Source organism: Brevibacterium sp. CS2 (assembly GCF_005280295.1).
GTDB lineage: Bacteria > Actinomycetota > Actinomycetes > Actinomycetales > Brevibacteriaceae > Brevibacterium > Brevibacterium pityocampae.
The window spans coordinates 1,565,248-1,580,616 of record NZ_CP040020.1 but is presented as its reverse complement, the minus strand read 5'-3'; the positions used below and the strand labels follow the sequence as shown (position 1 = coordinate 1,580,616).

The 15,369-nt window shown below is 73.0% G+C and carries 17 protein-coding genes and 1 riboswitch; of the genes, 2 read left to right on the top strand and 15 right to left on the bottom strand.

Features of this window, described 5'->3' with window-relative positions; all coding sequences use genetic code 11:
* Positions 1-188: 188 nt before the first annotated feature.
* Both truA and FDF13_RS15240 read right to left on the bottom strand, forming a co-directional pair.
* The gene (gene truA, locus FDF13_RS15245; RefSeq protein WP_175406896.1) at positions 189-1,037 is read right to left on the bottom strand and encodes a tRNA pseudouridine(38-40) synthase TruA; all 849 of its coding nucleotides are present in this window, start codon (positions 1,035-1,037) and stop codon (positions 189-191) included.
* Positions 1,034-1,678: a hypothetical protein gene (locus tag FDF13_RS15240; protein ID WP_175406895.1), complete on the bottom strand. Its 645-nt coding sequence runs from the start codon at positions 1,676-1,678 to the stop codon at positions 1,034-1,036. Before FDF13_RS15240 ends, truA begins: the two co-directional genes overlap by 4 nt.
* Before the next feature lie 295 nt (positions 1,679-1,973).
* Between FDF13_RS15240 and FDF13_RS07000 the strand changes: the two genes are divergently transcribed.
* Together FDF13_RS07000 and FDF13_RS06995 are read left to right on the top strand one after the other, a co-directional pair.
* Positions 1,974-3,149: a glycosyltransferase family 1 protein gene (locus FDF13_RS07000; RefSeq protein WP_175406894.1), complete on the top strand. Its 1,176-nt coding sequence runs from the start codon at positions 1,974-1,976 to the stop codon at positions 3,147-3,149.
* Between the two features lie 297 nt (positions 3,150-3,446).
* Entirely contained in the window at positions 3,447-4,163 is a 717-nt protein-coding gene (locus FDF13_RS06995) for an AAA family ATPase (protein WP_137319022.1), read from the top strand.
* 177 nt (positions 4,164-4,340) lie between these two features.
* Here FDF13_RS06995 and FDF13_RS06990 read toward each other — a convergent pair whose 3' ends face one another.
* The 13 genes from FDF13_RS06990 to FDF13_RS06930 form a co-directional block, all read right to left on the bottom strand.
* Positions 4,341-4,979 carry an energy-coupling factor transporter transmembrane protein EcfT gene (locus FDF13_RS06990; protein ID WP_137319021.1) on the bottom strand — a complete coding sequence of 213 codons (639 nt, stop codon included), beginning with the start codon at positions 4,977-4,979 and terminating at the stop codon, positions 4,341-4,343.
* Positions 4,976-5,650 carry an energy-coupling factor ABC transporter ATP-binding protein gene (locus FDF13_RS06985; protein ID WP_254668963.1) on the bottom strand — a complete coding sequence of 225 codons (675 nt, stop codon included), beginning with the start codon at positions 5,648-5,650 and terminating at the stop codon, positions 4,976-4,978. The genes FDF13_RS06990 and FDF13_RS06985 overlap by 4 nt, the downstream gene beginning before the upstream one ends.
* A gap of 59 nt (positions 5,651-5,709) precedes the next feature.
* Entirely contained in the window at positions 5,710-6,360 is a 651-nt protein-coding gene (locus FDF13_RS06980; RefSeq protein WP_101653428.1) for a biotin transporter BioY, read from the bottom strand.
* Positions 6,361-6,508: 148 nt separating this feature from the next.
* Entirely contained in the window at positions 6,509-8,095 is a 1,587-nt protein-coding gene (gene guaA / locus FDF13_RS06975; protein ID WP_137319020.1) for a glutamine-hydrolyzing GMP synthase, read from the bottom strand.
* 21 nt (positions 8,096-8,116) lie between these two features.
* The gene (locus FDF13_RS06970; RefSeq protein WP_101653695.1) at positions 8,117-8,554 is read right to left on the bottom strand and encodes a DUF3817 domain-containing protein; all 438 of its coding nucleotides are present in this window, start codon (positions 8,552-8,554) and stop codon (positions 8,117-8,119) included.
* Positions 8,548-9,480, bottom strand: a complete 933-nt coding sequence (locus FDF13_RS06965; protein ID WP_175406893.1) for an SURF1 family protein — start codon at positions 9,478-9,480, stop codon at positions 8,548-8,550. Before FDF13_RS06965 ends, FDF13_RS06970 begins: the two co-directional genes overlap by 7 nt.
* A gap of 3 nt (positions 9,481-9,483) precedes the next feature.
* Positions 9,484-10,617: a GuaB3 family IMP dehydrogenase-related protein gene (locus FDF13_RS06960; protein WP_101653426.1), complete on the bottom strand. Its 1,134-nt coding sequence runs from the start codon at positions 10,615-10,617 to the stop codon at positions 9,484-9,486.
* Positions 10,618-10,745: 128 nt separating this feature from the next.
* Complete coding sequence (locus tag FDF13_RS06955; protein WP_137319019.1) at positions 10,746-11,111, bottom strand: DUF664 domain-containing protein; 366 nt, start codon at positions 11,109-11,111, stop codon at positions 10,746-10,748.
* Between the two features lie 94 nt (positions 11,112-11,205).
* Positions 11,206-11,673, bottom strand: a complete 468-nt coding sequence (locus FDF13_RS06950) for a hypothetical protein (RefSeq protein WP_137319018.1) — start codon at positions 11,671-11,673, stop codon at positions 11,206-11,208.
* Between the two features lie 149 nt (positions 11,674-11,822).
* A complete protein-coding gene (locus FDF13_RS06945) occupies positions 11,823-12,542 on the bottom strand; it encodes a TenA family protein (RefSeq protein WP_137319017.1) in 720 nt (239 codons plus the stop codon).
* Positions 12,539-13,525: a bifunctional hydroxymethylpyrimidine kinase/phosphomethylpyrimidine kinase gene (thiD, locus tag FDF13_RS06940; RefSeq protein WP_137319016.1), complete on the bottom strand. Its 987-nt coding sequence runs from the start codon at positions 13,523-13,525 to the stop codon at positions 12,539-12,541. Before thiD ends, FDF13_RS06945 begins: the two co-directional genes overlap by 4 nt.
* Complete coding sequence (gene thiE, locus FDF13_RS06935; RefSeq protein ID WP_137319015.1) at positions 13,525-14,241, bottom strand: thiamine phosphate synthase; 717 nt, start codon at positions 14,239-14,241, stop codon at positions 13,525-13,527. Before thiE ends, thiD begins: the two co-directional genes overlap by 1 nt.
* The gene (locus FDF13_RS06930) at positions 14,238-15,158 is read right to left on the bottom strand and encodes a hydroxyethylthiazole kinase (RefSeq protein ID WP_137319014.1); all 921 of its coding nucleotides are present in this window, start codon (positions 15,156-15,158) and stop codon (positions 14,238-14,240) included. The genes thiE and FDF13_RS06930 overlap by 4 nt, the downstream gene beginning before the upstream one ends.
* Positions 15,146-15,271: riboswitch (TPP riboswitch) on the bottom strand. (Overlaps the previous gene by 13 nt.)
* Positions 15,272-15,369 lie beyond the last annotated feature (98 nt).

Below are 15,369 nucleotides of genomic sequence, written 5' to 3'. Positions count from 1 at the left end.
GTGTCTGCTTCCGGTATCCGGCCCGCGCGGTGGCACACGGGCGAACGAACGTCAGGTCTGCATCCACTCTGCCCCACATCCGGCCGGGCGATCGGAAAAACTGTATGAATTGCACATGAAACACGGAGGATCGGATGTCGGCACGCATAGCGCTGGACCGGCAGACGTGGGCCGGGCAGAACCGGCGGTCAGGTGCGGCGCGCGCGGGTGCGCTCGGCCCGGGCGGCCCATTCCCCGGCCGGCGGGTAGCCGACCTCCTCGAGGACGAGGCCGTGCGGGGGCATGACGAACATCGGGCCGAGGTCGGTCTGCCCGGCATCGGCTCGCGCGAGGAGCTCCGCCGGCCGGGTCTCCGGCCAGGACCCGGAGCCGACCTTGACGAGTCCTCCGACGAGCGCGCGCACCATGTGGTGGCAGAACGCGTCGGCGCGCAGGCCGATGACGATCACCCCGTCCGAGTCGCGCGCCAGGTCGAGGGCGAAGAGCGTGCGCACCGTCGTCGCGTCCGGGCGCGGCCGGCAGAACGGGAGGAAGTCGTGGAGGCCGAGCAGCTCCGCGGCCGCCCGGGCCATCGCGGCCTCGTCGAGAGTGCCGCGATGGGCGACGGTGGTGTCGAGTGCGAGCGGGTCGTGGAAGGAGCGGTCGTCGGCCAGCCGGTAGGTGTAGGCGCGCCAGGTCGCGGCGAACCGGGCATCGAAGTCAGCGGGCACCTCGGCCGCGGTGTGGACGACGATGTCGGGGCAGTCGAGGTGCCGCAGCGCGCCGCGCAGCCGGCTGGCGAGCGCGACCCCGGCGGGCCGGTCGGAGCGGCCGCGGAGGCGCACGAGCGCGGAGTCCGTGAGGTCGAGGTGGACGGTCTGGCGGCGGGCGTGGACCCCGGCGTCGGTGCGCCCGGCGACGACGGTGCGCACGGGCTCCCCGCAGACGGTGGCGAGCGCGGCCTCGAGGCTGCCCTGCACCGTGCGCAGGCCCGGCTGGGTCGCCCAGCCGTGGAATCCGGTGCCGCGGTACCCGAGCTCGACCCGGAACCGGGTCACAGCTCCTCGCTGAGCCGGCCGGGCCGGTAGTCCCCGTCGATCACCCGCAGCGCGTCCTCGGAGGAGTCGAGCGGGTCGAGGGTGAGGTCGGAGTAGCGGATGGGCTCGCAGGGGCGGAAGAAGCCGCGGAGCGGGGCGGACAGCGGGAGGGCGCGGCGTTCGTGAAAGCGGTCCACGTTGCGATTGTAGTAGCGGGCGGCGGCGGCGATCCTGCCCTCGATCGCGATGATCTGGCTGTAGAGGTAGCGCAGGGTCTCCGTCACGGACTCCTCCTGCGAACCCGGGGGCGGGACCGCGGCGCCGCGGAGCTCGCCGTGCACGGCTGCGGCCAGCCCGGCGGTGGCCTCGGTGAGGGCCTCCTCGGCGGCACCGATCCGGTCGCACTCGCCGGCGTCGAGGCTGCGGCGGGCGGTCGCGAACGCGGTGGTGAGCTCGTCGAGTGCGGAAACGTCCCCGAGGCGCGAGCGGGTCGCCTCGACGAAGGGCGGGATGAGGATGTGCCGGTCGGCGATGTCGGCGGTGAGCTGACGGCGCCCCTCGGCGCACAGGTCGGCCGCGAGGCTGAGCTGGTTGTACCGCAGCAGCAGCCGCACCAGCACCGAGCCCGCCGCCGCGAGACCCGCGACGGCGACCGTGATCATCACCCAATCCACTGCAGTGCTTCCTCATGGTCGTGCTCGACGGGTGCCGCACGGTTCTCACCCTGCGGACCCGGGCGGACCGGTCGTTCTGCTCCGCCGAGCGCCAGTTTACCCCCGGTTCACTCCCCGTCCTCCCGGACGTCGTTCGGGCAGCACGGGGAGGACATCCGGCCATCTGCGCAGCATGCGCCGGCCACCTGGAGGTCGGTTCGGCTCCAGGATGTCGTCTCGGATTGGTCGACGCGTCACCCGCGGGGGCGCTGCCGGTCACCGACGCCTGCGAGAGTCGGGGAGCGTGAGAGTCGCTATCGCCGCTGAATCGTTCCTGCCCCAGATGAACGGGGTCACGCACAGCCTGCTGCGCGTCCTCGACCACCTCGCCGAGCGCGGGGACGAGGTGCTCGTCATCTCCCCCGGGTCCCGCCATGACCGCCCCCGCTCCGTCGCCGGGGCCCGTGTGGTGCGGGTGCCGTCCTTCGCGATGCCGAAGTACCGCAAGGTCCGGGTGGCGCCGGGCGGAGTGCCCCGGATCCGCCGCCTGCTCGAGGACTTCGAGCCCGATGTCGTGCACCTCGCCTCGCCGTTCGTCCTCGGTTGGCGGGCCGCGCTCGCCTGCCAGGACCTCGGGCTGCCCTCCGTCGCGGTCTACCAGACCGAGGTGCCCGCCTACGCCGCGCGCTACGGCATGCGCGGGATCGAGGCGATGCTGTGGAACCACGTGCGCAACATCCACCAGCACTCCTCGCTCACCCTCGCCCCGTCGACCTACACCGTCGCCCAGCTCGAGGACCACGGCGTCGACAACATCCGCCTGTGGGCGCGCGGGGTGGACTCCACCCGGTTCGACCCCACGCACCGGTGCGCGCAGTGGCGCGCCCGCATGGCGCCGGATGGGGAGAAGATCGTCGGGTTCGTCGGCCGGCTCGCCGCGGAGAAGCAGGTGGAGGACCTCCGCGCGCTCGCCGACCTGCCCGGGATCCGGCTCGTCGTCGTCGGCGAGGGACCGCAGCGCCGCCGCCTCGAACAGCTCCTGCCCGCGGCACACTTCACCGGGTTCCTCGGCGGGGACGCACTCGCCCAGGCCGTCGCCGGCTTCGACGTCATGGTGTCCCCCGGCGAGCTCGAGACCTTCTGCCAGACGATCCAGGAGGCGATGGCCTCGGCCGTGCCGGTCGTCGCGCCGGCCCGCGGCGGCCCGCTCGACCTCGTCGACTCCTCGCGCACCGGCTGGCTGTACGAGCCCGGCGACCTCGCCGCGATGCGCGATCACGTGCGCGACCTCACCGGCGACGAGTCGAAGCGGCTGGCGTTCGGGGCCACCGCGCGGGCGACGGTGCTCGGCCGGACGTGGAAGAGCGTGTGCTCCCAACTCGTGGGCCACTACGCGCATGCGATCGAGAACCCGGCGCCGCAGGTGATCGGCCGCTCGTACTCCGGTGCGCCCCGCTGGGCCCAGGAGCGCGTGGGCTGAGCCGGAGCATGGGCTGAGCCGGAGCATGGACTGAGCAGGCGCGTTGGTTGAGCAGGCGCGTGGGTTGAGCAGGCGCGTGGGTTGAGCTCGAGCCGGCTCGGGCCGCCGAGCCGGAGCCGCACCGAGCTGTCGCTTCTGCTCGATCTCCCCGTCGAGCTGTCACGCGCGCTCGATTCCTCGAGGTGTTCTCGAGCAGCAGTGACAGGTCGACGGCCGTACGCCGGGTCTGCACGGCGGCCGGCGCCTCCGGTGCACGTTCGTGCAGCGTGCGTCCGTGCGGCGTGCGACAGTGGGGGCATGGAGGAGTTCAGCCGGCTGCCGGTCCGCCGCATCGAGGAGCACCGCCGCGCCCCGCTCGCGCGCACGGTGTGGCCGGCGACCCTCGCCCCGGTGCGATATCTCCTCGACGAGGGCCTCGACCTCGGGCCCGTGACCGTGCTCGTCGGCGACAACGGGGCCGGCAAGTCGACGCTCGTCGAGGCGATCGCCGGCGCCTTCGGGCTCAACCCCGAGGGCGGCACGCACTCCGCCCGCCACGCCAGCCGCCCCACGGAGTCGCCCCTGGCCGAGCACCTCCAGCTCGTGCGCGGCGCCGGCGCCTCGAAGCGCGGAGTGTTCCTCCGCGCGGAGACCATGCACAGCCACTTCACGTACCTCGAGTCGCTCGGCGGCGGGGACGCGGGACTCCACGAGCAGAGCCACGGCGAGTCGTTCCTCGACTACATCACCAGCCGTGCGTCGATCGCCGGGCTGTGGCTCCTCGACGAGCCGGAGTCGGCGCTGTCGCTGCCCGGCTGCCTCGCCCTCATCGGCGTGCTGCGCGAAGCGGTCGCCGCGGGCTCCCAGGTGATCCTGTCGACGCACTCGCCGATCCTCGCCGCGCTCCCCGGGGCACGGCTCTACGAGGTCGGCGAGTGGGGGCTGCACGCGAGCAGCTACGACGACCTGCGGCTCGTGCAGGACTGGCGGCTGTTCCTCGACGGCCCCGAGCGCTTCCTCCGCCACATCGACTGAGCGCCGCACCGACCGGACCCATCGAGCTGTCACGTGTGCTCGGCCCATCCATCGAGCTGTCACTCGTGCTCGATCTGCGGCCCGAATCTCGAGCAGAAACGGCAGGTCGATGAGTCTGCTGCGGACGAGGCTGCTGCGGATGAATGGGCTACGGCTGCGTCAGGGGCGTCTGGTGGGTCAGGGGCGTTCGGGGCCGTGGTCGGGGTCGCCGAGGCCGCGGGCGTCGAGGGCGCGGCCGGTGTCGGTGGCGTACTTCACCGCGCCGAGGATGACCGGCACCGTCCGGGCGCGGAGGTTCCGCTCGAGCCCGCGGGCGCGCGCGGAGTCCCCGGTCACCGCGGTGAGGTCGGCGAGGTAGGCCAGGCTGCGGACCATGAGCGCGGCGGTGAGCGCGACCCGGTCGGGGTCGACGCCGAACGCCCGGAGCGGCCGGGCGAGCGCGGCGAACACCGCGAGCAGCCCGGTCACCGGGGTGGTGAGCATGAGGAGGCCCGCGGCGAGGACGCAGGCGAGGATCGTCGACACCACCCGCAGCGCCGTGACGGGGTCGGAGAACACGAGGTGGAACACGACGATGAACGCGATGATGAGCCACACCCGCCGCACCGGCGACACGAGTGCGCGCAGCGGGATCCGCGCGCTCGCCCCGAGCAGCAGCACGAGGCCGAGCGCGGTGAGGCTCACCCCCGGGCTGCGCACGAGGAGCACGACGAGGCTGAGCACGGCGAGACCGGCGAACTTCGCTCCGGCCGGGGTGCGGTGCAGCCACCCGTCACCGGGCAGATAGCGGCCGAGGAACTGCTGCCGGCGCCTCACGGCCGCACCTCGCGGTCGTCGGCGGCCCGCCGGCGGTACTCGGCGATGACCTCGGCCGGCGGACCGTCGGCGGCGATCCGGCCGTCGGCGATGAGCACGGTGCGCGCGGCGTCGGCGGCGACCTCGAGGTCGTGCGTGGACACGACGAGCCGCATGCCGCGCCGGGCGACGAGTCCGCGCAGGGTGCCGCGGAGGAGCTCGCGGTTGCGCAGGTCGAGGAGGGTGGTCGGCTCGTCGAGCACGAGGATCTGCGGGTCGACCGCGAGCACGGAGGCGAGCGCGACGAGCTGGCGCTGACCGCCGGAGAGCTCATAGACGCTGCGGTCCGCGAGGTCGGCGACCCCGAGCTCGTCGAGCACGGACAGCGCCCGCTCCCGCCGCGGACCCGGCCGGCGCACAGAGCGGCGCAGGGAGAGCTCGACGTCCTCGATGACCGTGGGCATGACGAGCTGCGCGGCGGGATCGGTGAACACGAATCCCACTCGGCGCCGCACCTCGCCCCCGTGGGTGACCGGGTCGAGACCGTCGACCCGCACCTGCCCGGAATCCGGCAGGACGAGTCCGTTGAGGAGCTGGAGCAGGGTCGACTTGCCGGAGCCGTTCGCGCCGATGATGCTCACCACCGGCTCCGCGAGGCGCAGTGTGACGTCGTGGAGGATCTGCCGGTGCACCGGCGTGCGGGAGTCGGCGCCCGTGTCGCGGACGCCGACCCCCACCGCCTCGAGTGCGATCACCGCTGTCCGGAGCTCCGCGGCGCACGGCGCCCGGTCTCGAGGAGCTGCGGGAAGGCGCGGTGCACGGTGGCCGCGAGCGCACCCGCGACGAGGTTCTTCACCACGTCCCCGGGCCAGAACGGCATGTCGAAGACGACCGCCTCGGCGAGCCCCACCTCGAGGTTGACGGCCATCCCGAGGATCCCGAGGGGATGGACGACGAGGAAGCTCACGACGAGAGCCCCGAGGCTGAGCACGAGCCACAGCTTGGGACCGCGGAGGCGGGCGAGCGCGAACCGCGCCACGAGGCCGCAGCCGAGGGCGAAGAACGGGAAAGCGATGATGTAGCCGGCCGACGGGCCTGCGAGCACGCCGAGGCCGCCGGAGAAGCCGGAGAAGATCGGCAGGCCGACGAGGCCGAGGACGACGTAGAGCGCGGCCGCCGCGAAGCCGCGCAGCGGGCCGAGGCACAGCCCGCACAGGGCGAGCGCGAGGGTCTGCAGGGTGATCGGCACGCCCGCGCCGCCGACCGGGATCGGGGGCAGCGCGGCGAACACCGCGACGAGGGCGGCGAACACCGCGACGAGGGCGAGGTCGACCGCGCGCCAGCCGCGGCGGGCGGTGCCGCGGGTGGCGGCCGGGTCGGGGGTGGTGACGGTGTCGGGCATGCGGGATCTCCTGTTCGGACGCTGGTCTCGGATCAGCGTACCTGAACAGTGTTCAGGAGAGTACTCCGGGTGTCCCCGCGATCACGGGGACGCCCCGCATCCGACGCCGCTGGCCCGGCAGAATGCCGGCCGGGTCACCGGGCCCCGATCACTCCCACTCGATGGTTCCCGGGGGCTTCGAGGTGACGTCGAGGACGACGCGGTTGATCTCGTCGACCTCGTTGGTGATCCGGTTCGAGATCCGGGCGAGGGTCTCGTAGGGCACCCGAGTCCAGTCGGCGGTCATCGCGTCCTCGCTCGACACCGGGCGGAGCACCACGGGATGGCCGTAGGTGCGGCCGTCGCCCTGGACCCCGACGGAGCGGACGTCCGCCAGCAGCACGACCGGGCACTGCCAGATCTCGTCGTCGAGGCCCGCCGCGGTGAGCTCCTCGCGGGCGATCGCGTCGGCCCGACGGAGGATGTCGAGGCGCTCCTCGGTGACCGCGCCGATGATCCGGATCGCCAGGCCGGGGCCGGGGAACGGCTGGCGGCCGACGATGACCTCGGGCAGGCCGAGCTCGCGGCCGATCGCGCGCACCTCGTCCTTGAACAGGGCGCGGAGCGGTTCGACGAGGGCGAAGGTCAGGTCCTCGGGCAGGCCGCCGACGTTGTGGTGGCTCTTGATGTTCGCCGTGCCCGAGCCCCCGCCGGATTCGACGACATCGGGGTACAGGGTGCCCTGGACGAGGAACTCGATCGGCTCGCCGGAGCCTTCGGCGGCCTCCGCGACGAGGTCCGCGGCCGCACCCTCGAACGACCGGATGAACTCCCGGCCGATGATCTTGCGCTTCTCCTCCGGATCGCGCACCCCGGCGAGCGCGCCGAGGAAGGTGTCCACGGCGTCGACAGTGACGAGCCGCACTCCGGTGGACTGCACGTAATCCTGCTCGACCTGCTTGCGCTCGTCCTGGCGGAGGAGCCCATGATCGACGAACACGCAGGTGAGCTGGTCGCCCACGGCTTCGTGGACGAGGGCCGCGGCGACCGCGGAGTCGACACCGCCGGAGAGTCCGCAGATGACCTGCTTGTCCCCGACCTGCTCGCGGATGCGGGCGACCTGTTCGGCGATGACGCTCTCCGAGCTCCAATCGGGACTGAGCCCGGCGATGTCGTGGAGGAAGGTCTCGAGGACCCGCTGGCCGTGCTCGCTGTGGAGGACCTCGGGATGCCACTGCACCCCGGCGCAGCGCCGGGCGCGGTCCTCGAAGGCGGCGACCTCGGTGCCGGGGGTGGTGGCGAGCACGGTGAAGCCTTCGGGCGCGCGCGACACCGAATCGCCGTGCGACATCCACACGGTCTGCTGCTCGGGCTGGCCGGCGAGCAGCGCGCCGGGCTCGACGACGGTGAGCGGGGTCGAACCGTACTCGCGGCGATCGGTGCGCGCCACCGCGCCGCCGAGCGAGGTCGCCATGATCTGGAACCCGTAGCAGATCCCGAAGATCGGCACCCCGAGGTCGAACACCCCGAGGTCGAGGGCGGGAGCGCCGGGCTCGTTGACCGAGGACGGCCCGCCGGAGAGGACGATCGCGAGCGGCGAGCGCTCGGCGAACTCGGCGGCGCTCGCGCTGTGCGGGATGATCTCGGAGTACAGGCCGGCCTCACGGACGCGGCGGGCGATGAGCTGGGCGTACTGGGCGCCGAAGTCCACGACGAGGACAGGGGGCACCGCGGTGCTCACGGGGGTGGGATTCATGGGATCCATCCTATCCGGGGTTCAGAACTCGCCGCGCGGGGCGACGACCACGGCATCCTCGAGCTCCTGCTCGGCCTGCCGGTGGACGCGGCGCTCGACGATGAAGGACATCACCGGCACGACGCCGGCGAGGGCGAGCACGAGCAGGCGGCCCAGCCCCCACCGCATCTGCTGGTTGAGCCAGAAGCACGAGATGAGGTAGACGACGTAGCACCAGCCGTGGCTGATCGCGATCGCCGCCGCGAGGTTGAACCCGCCGAACATCAGCGCGGTCTCCGGGTCAGCGGCGATGAGGTACTTGTAGATCATCTCGACGGTGAGGACGAGGAGCAGCGCGCCGGTGATGAAGGCCATCACGCGGTAGAACCGCAGGGCGTTGCGGGCCGAGGTGTACCGTCTGACGGTCCACACGGCGTCCTCGTCGAAGTCGGGGCGGGCGTCTTGCGGGTCATTCACCACGGTGCGGGTCCTCGTGCGTCGGGGGCGGTGCGGTCGGGTCGTGCGGTCGGTCGGCGGTCCGGGCGGGGACGGGGTCGGCGGGGCCGCGGAGCCGGGATTCGCTCAGCGCCCTTGACGACGACGTACTCCACCGGCCCGGCGTGCTCGGCGGCCGCCCGCTGCGCGATGTGCGCATCGCGGAGCAGGCGCCACCAGATGTAGAGGGCGAAGGCGGCGAAGATCAGCCATTCGATCGCATAGGCCGCGGACTGGAGGTCGAGACCGCCGTCCTCCTGCTTCTCGAGCGCGACGTGCTCGAGACCGCCGGTCGCCTCCGAGGCGCCGGGGCCGGTGTCCTGTTCGGGGAACACGATGCCGGAGTACGAGTACACCCCGAAGTCGTTGACGAGCTGCGAGGTCGAGATCGTGCGGGTCTGCCCGTCCGGCAGGTCACGGGTGTTCTCCGGGGCGTCGACCGGACCGATCCGGCCGACGATCGAGGCCTCGCCGTCGTTCGCCCGGGAGTGCATCGCGAGGTCCTCGTCGGCGGTCCAGCCGCGGACCACCGGGACGGCGATGGGCTTGCTCGGCTCGCCCTCGAGCACCGCGTCCTCCCCGAGCTGCGCGCCGTCGGGTGCGAACATCGTCACGACCCAGAAGCCCTCCGCGCCGTCCTGGTACCGCCCGGGGACGACGACCTGGGCATCCGGCAGGTAGCTGCCGGTGAGCTCGACGCGCTGATCGAGCCGGTAGGACGGCAGCGGCACCTGGGCCTGCATGACCGCGTTGAAGTCCTGGACCTCGTCGACGTCCTGCGCGGCGATGACGTCGTTCTTGTGCTGCGCCCGGTTGACCTGCCAGGCCGAGAGCCCGACGAACGCCGTGACGAGCACGAGCACGAGGGCGAGGAACCCCAGCCAGCGCGGGGTCAGGGCGAGGCGCAGCACCGGTCACATCTCCGTCTGTGACTGGTACGGGGAGACGACGACGTCGACCCGCTGGAACTCCTTGAGATCGAGGTAACCGGTGGTCGCCATCGCCCGGCGCAGCGCGCCGGCGAGGTTGACGGTGCCGTCGGCGGACCGGCTCGGACCGAACAGGAGCTCCTCGAGCGGCGCCGCGGTGCCGATCTCCACCCGGTGTCCGCGCGGCAGCTGGGAATGGTGCGATTCCGGTCCCCAGTGGAACCCGCCGCCGGGGGCCTCCGCGGCCCGGGCGAGCGCGGTGCCGAGCATGACGGCGTCGGCACCCATCGCGAAGGCCTTGACGATGTCCCCGGAGGTGCCGAGGCCGCCGTCGGCGATGACGTGGACGTAGCGGCCCCCGGATTCGTCCATGTAGTCCCGGCGGGCGGAGTGGATGTCCGCGATCGCCGAGGCCATGGGTGCGTGGATGCCCAGGGTGCGCCGGGTGGTGGCCGCCGCTCCCCCGCCGAAGCCCACGAGCACACCGGCCGCACCGGTGCGCATGAGGTGGAGGGAGGCGGTGTAGGTCGCCGCGCCGCCGACGATGACGGGCACGTCGAGCTCGTAGATGAACTGCTTGAGGTTGAGCGGCTCGGTGCTGCTCGACACGTGCTCGGCGGACACGGTAGTGCCGCGGATGACGAAGAGGTCGACACCGGCGTCGACCACGGTGCGCCAGAACTCCTGGGTGCGCTGCGGGGTGAGCGCGCCGGCGACGGTGACGCCGGATTCGCGGATCTCCCCCACGCGCGCCGTGATGAGCTCGGCCTTGATGGGTTCGGCGTAGATCTCCTGCATGCGCGCGGTGGCCCGTTCGGCCGGGAGCGCGGCGATCTCGTCGAGGAGCGGCTGCGGATCCTCGTACCGCGTCCACAGGCCCTCGAGGTCGAGGACGCCGAGGCCGCCGAGCCGCCCGAGCGCGATCGCGGTGGCGGGCGAGACGACGGAGTCCATGGGGGCGCTGATGAAGGGGAGGTCGAATCGGTAGGCGTCGATCTGCCACTCGAGGGAGACGTCCTGCGGATCGCGCGTACGCCGGTCCGGGACGATCGCGATGTCGTCGAGTGAGAAGGCCCTGCGGCCTCGTTTGCCTCTGCCGATCTCGATTTCGCTGCTCACCCTTCCAGGGTATCCCAGGGCTCGGACACGACTTCCAGCGCCCGCTCAGGTCGCGGGGCCGGCCCGCAGTCCGAGCTCCGCAGTGCGCGGTCCGCGGCGCTATCCCCCCCGTCGCGCGCCGGGCCGGTTCAGTCCCCGGTCGCGCCGTCGATGCTCTCCCGCAGGAGATCGGCGTGCCCGAGGTGCCGGTTGTACTCCTCGACCATGTGGACGAGGACCCAGCGGAGGTCCCAGGTGGTGCCGTCGGATGCGGGCCGCGCGGCGGTCGTCGACAGGTCCCCGATCGACTCGACGATCATCCGCGAGCGCTCCGTCGCCCGGATGAACAGCGACCGAGCCTCGTCCGGGCCGATCGAGGCGGCGAGCGCCCAGTCCCAGTCCGGGTCGTCGTCCCACGGCGCGGTGTCCCACGGGGCCGGCGGGTCCTCGGCGGGGATCCCCTCCGTCTTGCGGAGCAGCACGCTGCGCGCGTGTTCGAGGAAGCCGAGGAGCACCTCGCGCTCGGTGCCGGTGTTCGGCGGATCGTGGACCTCGGTGACGGGGGGCGTGGGCGGGGATGTCGGGGGTGGGTGCGTTCATGCGGCCACCCTACCGCCGGGACCGGGACCCGGGATGGCGGAAGAGCCAGGTGATCGCCCCGATCGCGAGCACGATCGCGGCGAGTCCGACGATCCCCAGCCCCCAGCTCGGCTCGGGGACCTCCATGCCGCCGATCGGCAGCCCGCGCTCCTCGTCGAAGCCGTCCCACATGATCACCATCGAACCGGCCGCCCACACCGTCGAGATCGCCCCGCCGAGGAGCAGGAGGCTCGCGGTGCCGGCCAGCCACCCCCAGACCCGCGAGCGCCAGGCGAACCACGCGAGGACGGCGCAGGCGACGGTGAGGAGGAACCCGGGGATGAGCAGCAGCCCGCCCGGTGAGGCGACGGCCGCCTCGGCGAGACCGATGTCCTCGGCGGCGAAGTCCCGGTTCCGGTAGCGGAGCACGGGCACGGGCACGGCCGCGATGAGGAGGAGCAGGGCGGCTGTCGCGGTGAGGCGGGCGGTGAGGATCATGGCTCCAGCCTCGCCGTCCTCACGGTTCCAGTCGTCACGGCGATGTCACCGTCCGGGAACACGAACCCCGCGGCGCACCGCGGAACCGGCCGGCCGCGCCTCCCGGCACGGCCCCGTCCTCGCAGCGCGCCCCGCACCGCACCGCCGAATCAGGTCTGTGACGCGTCCCAGCCCTCGATGACGTGGGCGGAGTCCCAGAAGCGGCACTCGTACACGGTGGCCTGCCGGAACGCCTCGACCATCGCCGACCGCACCGCGGGGCCCGCCTCCTCGGCGAGACCCTCGTAGATCGCCACCGCGCCGTCGACGGCGGCGTCGAACTCCGGGGAGTCGTAGGTCTCGATCCACTCCCTGTACGGGTGGTCCGCCATGCGGTCGCCCACCGCCGCGGTGAGCACCTTGCCCATGTGGGCGTAGACCCAGAAGCACGGGAGCACGGCGGCGACCCCGACCTCGTAGGGCGCGGTGGCGGCCTGTGCGACGAGGTAGGAGGTGTAGCCCAGCGTGGTCGGCGAGGCGGTGGGCACCCCCGTGCCTCCGGTGAGGTCGTCGACGTGGGGTCCCAGGCGGTCGGCGCCGAGGAGCTGTGCGTGCATCTGCTGCTCCTCGTACACCGCGAGCCCTGCGGCCTCGGCCCAGAACCGGGTCTGCTCCGTCGCGGGGGCCCGCGAGGCGAGGATCGTCATCGCCTTCGCGTAGCCGACGAGGTAGATCTCGTCCTGGAGGATGTAGTTGGTGAAGACGCGGGCATCGAGCGTGCCGGCGGCGAGCTCGGCGAGGAACGGCAGCTCCTCGATCGCGCGCAGGGTGTCTGCGACCGCGCTCCACACCTCACGGGAATGCGGGCCGGAGTGGTACGTGTGCGTCATGCGGATGCCTCCTGGTCCGCGGCCGGTTCCGCGGCGCGCGGTGCTGCTGTCGATGGAGTGGATGCGGCGCCTTCCGGCGGGCGATTGCCGGTGCCTGTGCTCGCGGTCCCGCGGCCGCCGGCGATCCCGATGTCGACGAGGTGGTCGACAGGACCGTGCGAGCCCTCGGGGTCGAGGGCGAGCTCCCAGTCCGCCCCCGAGGCGATCGCCCGGCCGAGGTAGTCGAGAGCGGTCTCGACCACGCCGGGCAGATGCTCACCGAGGGGCTCGGCGGGGTCCGCACGACGGGCTGCGGCCAGGCCGGCGGTGACCGCGGCGGCGAGCGTGCAGCCCGTGCCGTGGGTGTGCGGGGTGTCCTTCCGGGGATGGGTGAACTCGAGGAACTCCGGGCCGGAGTCCGTGCCCTGGGCGAGGATGTCGACGAGCTCCCCGGAGTCCAGATGACCGCCCTTGAGCAGCACCGCACGTGCGCCCCGGGCGAGGAGCTCGCGCGCCTGGGCGCGCATCTGCTCCGGCGTCCGGGCGGCGGGCACGTCGTCGCCGAGCAGCAGCGCGGCCTCGGGCAAGTTGGGGGTGATGACGTCGGCGAGCGGCATGAGCTCGGTGCGCACCGCATCGACGGCGTCGGCGTCGAGGAGCCGGTGGCCGGAGGCCGCGACCATGACCGGATCGACGACGAGTCGTCCGGGGCGGCGAGTGCGGAGCTCGGCGGAGATGAGCTCGACGAGGCCGCGGGTGCCGAGCATGCCGGTCTTCGCGGCGTCGACCGGCAGGTCGTCGAACACCGCGGCGAGCTGGTCCGCGACGAAGTCCTCGTCGATCCCGTACACGCGGCTCACCCCGTGGGTGTTCTGCGCGACGAGCGCGGTGATCACCGTGGTGCCGTAGACGCCGAGCGCGGTGAAGGTCTTGAGGTCGGCGTGGATGCCGGCGCCGCCGGACGGGTCGGTGCCGGCGATGGACAGGGCGACGGGTGGGCGCATCAGGACTCCTGCTCCTCGGGTGCGGGCCGGAACGCGGCGCGGATCCTCCGCGCCGCGGTGCGCGGATCCTCCGCCGCGCAGATCGCGGACACCACGCAGATCCCGATGACCCCGGTGTCCGCGAGCTCGGGGGCGCGCTCGGCGGTGATGCCGCCGATCGCCACGCAGGGCAGGCCGGCCTCGGCGACGAGCGCGCGCACCCGGTCGGGTCCGAGTCCGGACGGGGCATCGGCCTTCGTGCTCGTGTCGTAGGCCGGTCCCACGCCGAGCAGATCGACCGCTCCGCCGCTGCGGGCGGCGGCGAACTCCGCCGGTGTCGACGCCGACAGCCCGATGAGCGCATCCGCTCCGAGCCGCTCCCGGACGGCCTCCGGCGACTCGTCGCTCTGGCCCACATGGACGTGGACGTCGTGGCCGGCGGAGCGGAGGATGCCGGCCACCGCCACCCGGTCGTTGACGAAGAGCGGGACCGGACGGTCGATGCCCTCGTCCCGGCGCACCGCGTCGATCGCGTCGATGACTTCGAGGGTGAGCTCGTGGAACTCCTCGTCGCTCGCGTGCTTGTCCCGCACCTGGACGATGCCGACGCCCCCGGCGACCGCCTCGGCCGCGGTGTGCGCGACCGTGCGGCCGGCCGCTGCGCACTGGGCGGTGTCGGTGACGAGATAGAGGGCGGCGTCGGTGCCGGCGGGCAGCCGGAGGGCGGGCGCGCTCATGCCGGCACGCTCACGGAATCGGTGGTGATCCGCACCGCCGCGAGCTCCTCGTCGGTGACGGCGTGGAGCGCGTCGAGGAAGGCGACGGCGAAGCTCCCGGGACCGCTCGAGACCCGGCCCGCGGCGATCCCGGCGGCGGCGAAGTGGGCGTGGGCGGCGACGACCGCCTCGAGACCGGCGGCCCCGGTGATCGGCAGACCCGCGGAACGGGCCGCGGCGAGGTAGGCGGTGGTGACGGCGCCGAGCGAGCATCCGGTGCCGATGACGAGCGGCATGAGCGCGTGCCCGCCGTGGACGCGGACGACGGCGGCCGAGGTGCCCGACGGACCCCGATCGCCTGCGGCGGCCACCGGGTCGCGGTGGTCGTCCGCGGGGTCGGCGAGCACGATCGCGTCGACCTCGCCGGAGACCGCGACGACGCCTGCGGTGGTGGCCGAGAGCGCGGCGGCGGCGGTGAGGACGTCGTCGACGGAGTCCGTCGAGTCGACCCCTCGTCCGCCGAGGCCCATCCCGGCGAGGGCGGCGATCTCCGAGGCGTTGCCGCGCACTGCGGTGGGGTGCTGGGCGGCGCCGGCGCGGATGCGGCTCGTGCGGTACTCGACGGCTCCCACGCTCACGGGATCGAGCACCCAGGGGGTGCCGGCGGCGCGCGCGACCTCGATCGCGGCGTCCGCGGCGAGGAACTGGTGGGACGAGGCGGTGCCGAAGTTGATGTTCACGCCCGAGGCGATCGACGCGAACTGCCCGGCGTCGGCCTCGTGGTCGAGCATCGCGGGCGAGGCACCGATCGCCAGCAGGACGTTGGCGGTGAACTGCTGCACGACGGTGTTGGTGATGCATTGGACGAGCGGCGCGGCGGTGCGGACCCGGGCCCGCGCGGCGACGATGTCGAGGGCATCCGAATGAGGCGTCTGCATGACGGTCCCTTCGCTAGAGTTATCCAGATCAGGTTCGATGGGTGTGATCTCAGCCGCGCATCCGCGGTCCGGTCGGGCCGGCCCGCAGGTGCTCAGCACCCCATGTCACTGGCGTTCACCCTAGCAACTTCCCGCCCGGAATGCCGAGGACCGGGTGCGGCCCCGTTCGCCCACCGGGTCGCTGCGACGGAGGGGACCACTCCGCCTCCTG

Excerpts from the sequence above, each read along its gene's own strand:
- guaA (WP_137319020.1), bottom strand. The coding sequence starts at position 8,095 with ATGAATCCCACCCCCGTGAGCACCGCGGTGCCCCCTGTCCTCGTCGTG.
- FDF13_RS06995 (WP_137319022.1), top strand. The coding sequence starts at position 3,447 with ATGGAGGAGTTCAGCCGGCTGCCGGTCCGCCGCATCGAGGAGCACCGC.
- FDF13_RS06950 (WP_137319018.1), bottom strand. The coding sequence starts at position 11,673 with ATGATCCTCACCGCCCGCCTCACCGCGACAGCCGCCCTGCTCCTCCTC.
- thiD (WP_137319016.1), bottom strand. The coding sequence starts at position 13,525 with ATGCGCCCACCCGTCGCCCTGTCCATCGCCGGCACCGACCCGTCCGGC.
- FDF13_RS06980 (WP_101653428.1), bottom strand. The coding sequence starts at position 6,360 with ATGCCCGACACCGTCACCACCCCCGACCCGGCCGCCACCCGCGGCACC.
- FDF13_RS06945 (WP_137319017.1), bottom strand. The coding sequence starts at position 12,542 with ATGACGCACACGTACCACTCCGGCCCGCATTCCCGTGAGGTGTGGAGC.
- thiE (WP_137319015.1), bottom strand. The coding sequence starts at position 14,241 with ATGAGCGCGCCCGCCCTCCGGCTGCCCGCCGGCACCGACGCCGCCCTC.
- FDF13_RS06930 (WP_137319014.1), bottom strand. The coding sequence starts at position 15,158 with ATGCAGACGCCTCATTCGGATGCCCTCGACATCGTCGCCGCGCGGGCC.
- FDF13_RS15240 (WP_175406895.1), bottom strand. The coding sequence starts at position 1,678 with ATGATCACGGTCGCCGTCGCGGGTCTCGCGGCGGCGGGCTCGGTGCTG.